Below are 4,677 nucleotides of genomic sequence, written 5' to 3'. Positions count from 1 at the left end.
AAGCTAAGCCTTACAGCGCCGATGGTACTGCAGGGGGGACCCTGTGGGAGAGTAGGACGCCGCCGAACAATTCTTCAGAAGAACCCCCATCCGGGACCCGGATGGGGGTTCTTCGCGTTTTCAGGGCCTCTTCGCGTTTCCGGGCCGGCTGCGGGGCGGAGCGACGGTCAACGCGCGCGGTAGGCCAGAGCTCCCGGCTGGTTGACTCTCCCATCGTGGGAGAGCCGAGGGTGGGGCACATGCACGTCGACGACAGGGTGCTGTGGAGCATCGGAGAGGTCGCGGGGAAGACCGGGCTGTCGGTGAAGCTCATCCGGCACTGGTCCGATCTCGGCCTCGTGCCACCGGCCCGACGCACGGCCGCCGGGTACCGGGTCTACGACGCGGAGTCCGTGGCCCGCCTGGAGCTGGCACGGACGCTGCGGGACCTCGGGCTCGGCCTGCCGGCTATCCGCGAAGTCCTCGACCGGGAGCACACCTTGGCGGAGGTGGCCGCGGTCCACGTCGACGTGCTGGAGACGAGGATCCGCCTGCTGCGCGCGCAACAGGCGGTCCTGCGCTCCGCCGCCCGTCGCGAAACCACTGCCGAAGGACTCGCCTTCATGAACCGCACCGCCCGACTGTCCGCTGCCGAACGCCGGAAGACCATCCACGAGTTCGTGACCGGGACGCTCGTCGGCCTGGACGTACCGACCTACCGCAGCGGCCTGCTGGCCGCCACCCCGGAGCTGCCCGACGACCCCACGGACGCGCAGGTCGACGCCTGGATCGAACTGGGCGAGCTGGTGGCCGATCCCGAACTGCGGGCCGCGATGCGGCGCATGGCGCAGTACGCGGCCGAACACGCCCCCGGCGAGCACGATGACGCCACACTCCAGGAGGCACGGCGGGTCACCGACTACTGGACGGGGCGGGTGGACGAGGCCGTCCGCGACGGGATCGCGCCGGACTCGCCCGCGGCGGAACCCGTTGTCGCGGCCGTCGTCGAGAAGTGGCTCCCCACCCAGACGCGGACCGTCGACGGGGTCCGCACCGACGGCGCGCCGGCCCGGAGCCTGCTGCTCGAACAACTCGGCATCGTCTCCGTCCCGTGCGTCGAGCGGTACTGGCAGCTGCTCTGCCTCATCAACGGCCAACCGGCGCGGCCGAGTCTGGAGACGGCGGGCAACTGGCTGAAGACCGCCCTGCGTGCCAATCCCGAACCCGGACGCCGCGCCGCCGAACTCGACGCGCTGTACGACTCCGGAGCCGAGGCCTGGGAGCCGGTGGGTCTGATCGCCGCCTGCGAGCGAGTCCTCCAGGCCGTGGGTGACCTCGTCAGCGCCGTCGACCCGAGCCGCCTCGACGGGCCGACGCCGTGCGCCGACTGGGACGTCCGCGCCTTGCTGGACCACCTGGTCTGGGAGAACCTGATGTGGGCCGGCCTGGCGGACGGGAGGCCCCGGTCCGATGCCGCCGCGGATCACCTGGGCGGTGATCATGTCGCGGCGTTCCGGACCGCCGCCCAGCGGACGCTCACGGCCTTTCGCCGGCCCGGCATGCTCGACCGGCGGTACGGGCCGGCGCCGGGCCGACGTCTCGTCGAGCAGCTGGTCATCGAAATGCTGGTCCACGGTTGGGACTTGGCCGAAGCCATCGGACACCCGCGCGACCTGGTCCCGGACATTGCGACGGTGGCCGTGCCCGTGGTGCGGGAGATCTACGCGGGCCTGCCGCGGACGGAAGGCGGCTCCTTCGCCCCGTCCCGGCCCGCGCCCCACGGCGCGACCGCCCTCGACCGCCTGGCCGCCCACCTCGGTCGCGCCGTCGCCTGAGCAACGGCGGGGGTGGACAAGACCCCGCCCGCTCGTCGGGGGCCAATGAGCGGGCGGGGATCAGCGGCAGGGCTCGTGCTCGCTGGTGGGCTCCGCGAACAGCGCTGCGGGTGCTGCGAGTTCGGTCAGTGCCAGCCGGTTCGGTGCGCGATCCACGTCCGGCCGATGGCGGCCATGGAGGCCTGGTAGCCGCGCAGGTACGGCACTCCCGGCGGGGCCGGGAGCCTGGAGTTCAGCTCCCAGTAGCCGGCCTGGGCCACCGCGAAGGAGGTGATCGCGTCCGGCGGGGCGGCAGCCCACGAGGCCACGGGTGCGAGCAGGGCTTCGGCCTGGGCCGGGGTGTGGCCCGCGCGGATCAGCTGGGTGACGAGGAAGGCCGGGTCGATCCAGGCGGCGCCCTGGTGGAGGTAGGCCCAGTCGATGGCGAGGGCGTCGTCACCGCGCATGAGCATGTTGTCGGCGCGCAGGTCCGCGTGGAGGAGGCAGACCCCGGCGGATGCGGCGTGCCAGTCGTGCTCGACGGCCGCGAGCTGCTCGACGTGCCGGGTGGACCACGGGTCGAGCTCGGCCTGCTGGTCGGCGAGAGCCCGCCAGCTGCGGGAGCCGCCCCCGAGGACGGAGACGATGGACGGGGCGTCGGGGATCGGCGACGGGCTGACCGCCCTGGGGAGTCGGTCGAGCAGCCGGACGACGGCGGGGAGGTCGGCCGACCCGGGGCCGAGGTCGGGGTGGCCGCCGTCGACGTCCTCGAAGGCCATCAGCAGCCATCCGCCGGCCTCCCAGGAGACGAGCATCCTCGGCACCGGGACCTGCCGGGTCAGGCTTCGGTTGATGGCTGCCTCGGCGGCGTACCTCCCGTGGACGGGGTGGTCGGTGGCGGCGCCCTTGAGGAAGACGGCCCGGCCGTCGGCAAGGGTCGCGCGGACCGCGAGGCCAGGGCTGAACCCGCCGGCCTGGGTCCGGGCGCCGGTGACCGGTGCGCCGAGGTGGGTCTCGACGGACTCCTGTGCCGGGACGGGGAGTTCATCCCAGGACGGCCTCACGGAGGTAGCGGTGAAGGGATCGTTCGGGGTCACGGTGACTTCCTGCGGCAGAGACAGGGGGCGGGATGGCGGTATCGCCGTCCCGCCCCCGTCGCGTGGTTCAGATGAGGTGGTCGAACTCGCCGGCCTTGGCGCCGAGGAGGAAGGCGCGGAGCTTCGTGGTTGTGGTGGTGACGATGACGGAAGGGTCGTCCGACTCACGGAGGAAGCGGACGTCGTTTCCTTCGGCGGCCAGCTCAACGCACGTGCTGCCGCCATCGGCGTTGCTGAAGGATGACTTCTGCCAGGCCAGGTGGGACATCGGGTGCCTTTCAGTGCTGGAGTTCATAGAGAATGTGTTGAAGGAGCCCCCAGGAGTCGCGAGAGCTGTCACGCCTGGGCTTGCTGGCATCAACAGCAGGTAGTGCGAGATCCCGGGCCTCTTGGAACTTTTGGTGGTACGCCGCCACGTCATCGGGATCGCCAAGGTGGACCGCCCGCTTCGGTCCATCCAGGATGATGGTTGAGAGGTCCGTGCACCCGGGGTCGCAGATCAGGAACGCGCCAGCGTATGGCGCCCTCCCGGGGGCATCGAACGGCAAGATCTCGATCGTGACATTGGGGAGTTCTGCCATGTCTACGAGATGGTGGAGCTGGTCGCGCATCACGAGCCTGCCAGCGAATTGCATCCGGAGTGCTGCCTCATGGATGACGTACCGAAACTGTCGCTGCTTGCTGTCGGTCATGATGCGTTGACGTTGTAGGCGGAACTCAACGGCCGTGGCAACGTCCCAACGGCCATCCTTGTAAGCGCCCTTGTAGATGGCCTCGACGTAGCCTGGAACCTGGAGCGTTCCCGGAATGTACAGGGAGTCGAAGACAGCGAAGGATTCTGCTCGGTCTTCGGCCTCTGCCAGGTCCAGGGCGAGAGCCGGAACCCGCCCCTTGAATGCGCTCCACCAGCCCTTCCCGTCACTCGCTCCGAGAGCGTGCAGCAGCGCGATGTAGGTCTCATCCGTGCACCCGTAGCCTTCGAGCAAGACCGAGAGCCGCTCCGGGTCGAGCGCCGTTCGAGCTGCCTCGATGTGGCTCAGCTGCGGGCCCGCGATGCCGATGAGGGCGCCGGCGTCCTTGACCGCCAGGCCTGCGGCCTCGCGCAACCTTCTCAGCTCAGCGCCGAACCGCCGCTGTCGCTCGCTGATTTGGGTCCTGAGTGCCAAGGGGGGTTCCTTCCGTGTCGGGCCAGTCTCCACCCACACGAGTGAGCTTAGCCAAGTTGGGGGAGACATCTCGGCGATCAGGTTGCACGCGTGTGACCGACGGTCCTACTCTCAGTGTTGCACCGATCACATGACGGAGTGTCTGCTTCGTCGATTCCCCTCTTCCTCCCTTGGGGTCTCTCATGCGTGCCTGCAACCTTCCGGACTGGTCCACCGCTCGTTCCGAGCTCTCCGACCTCCTCGTCTCGGCCGGGTGGCGACCCTCCGTCATCTCCGACGCCGAACTCGCCCTCCACGAAGTCTTCGTCAACGCCTGGCGGCACGGGGGCACCCTTGCCCCCATGGTCGTGCTGGCCCTCACCGGCCACCGTCTGCGGGTCTCGGTCGCGGACAACAACCCGATCTTCCCCACCGTCCACCTCCCCACGGACCCGCTCGCCTCCTCCGGCCGGGGCCTCTTCCTCGTCCGTGCCCTCACCCACCGCCTCGGCGCCGAGCCCCGCAAGACGGGCAAGGTCGTCTGGTTCGAGTGCGCCCTGAAAGCGCCTGGTTGTATCCCTGGCATAGCCGGGAGGAATTCGGAGGTTATTCCTGGGCCCAATGGCTTACCTGGCGTCGAAA

General features: G+C 69.8%; 5 protein-coding genes and 1 rRNA gene. 3 read left to right on the top strand and 3 right to left on the bottom strand.

What is annotated here, in order from left to right; genetic code table 11:
• A 5S ribosomal RNA gene (gene rrf / locus ACWDCZ_RS38845) occupies positions 1-68 on the top strand; the annotation flags it as partial.
• A gap of 171 nt (positions 69-239) precedes the next feature.
• Positions 240-1,814, top strand: a complete 1,575-nt coding sequence (locus ACWDCZ_RS38840; RefSeq protein ID WP_449818415.1) for a TIGR03086 family metal-binding protein — start codon at positions 240-242, stop codon at positions 1,812-1,814.
• Positions 1,815-1,939: 125 nt separating this feature from the next.
• Here ACWDCZ_RS38840 and ACWDCZ_RS38835 read toward each other — a convergent pair whose 3' ends face one another.
• The 3 genes from ACWDCZ_RS38835 to ACWDCZ_RS38825 all read right to left on the bottom strand — a co-directional run bounded on the left by ACWDCZ_RS38835 (position 1,940) and on the right by ACWDCZ_RS38825 (position 4,056).
• Positions 1,940-2,890, bottom strand: coding sequence for a phosphotransferase family protein (locus tag ACWDCZ_RS38835; protein ID WP_449818414.1), 951 nt, complete (start codon positions 2,888-2,890; stop codon positions 1,940-1,942).
• A gap of 67 nt (positions 2,891-2,957) precedes the next feature.
• Complete coding sequence (locus ACWDCZ_RS38830; RefSeq protein WP_380740109.1) at positions 2,958-3,185, bottom strand: DUF397 domain-containing protein; 228 nt, start codon at positions 3,183-3,185, stop codon at positions 2,958-2,960.
• Entirely contained in the window at positions 3,169-4,056 is an 888-nt protein-coding gene (locus ACWDCZ_RS38825; protein WP_387829786.1) for a helix-turn-helix domain-containing protein, read from the bottom strand. Before ACWDCZ_RS38825 ends, ACWDCZ_RS38830 begins: the two co-directional genes overlap by 17 nt.
• A 182-nt stretch (positions 4,057-4,238) precedes the next feature.
• Here ACWDCZ_RS38825 and ACWDCZ_RS38820 point away from each other — a divergent pair.
• A partial coding sequence (locus ACWDCZ_RS38820; protein ID WP_449818413.1) for an ATP-binding protein occupies positions 4,239-4,677 on the top strand: 439 nt, incomplete at its 3' end.

It is taken from the genome of Kitasatospora sp. NPDC001225 (genome assembly GCF_053597855.1).
The sequence above is the reverse complement of the archived record's forward strand: the minus strand, read 5'-3'. Positions and strand labels throughout refer to the sequence as shown.

Coding starts and splice junctions, on each gene's coding strand:
- ACWDCZ_RS38840 (WP_449818415.1), top strand. CDS start 240: ATGCACGTCGACGACAGGGTGCTGTGGAGCATCGGAGAGGTCGCGGGG.
- ACWDCZ_RS38830 (WP_380740109.1), bottom strand. CDS start 3,185: ATGAACTCCAGCACTGAAAGGCACCCGATGTCCCACCTGGCCTGGCAG.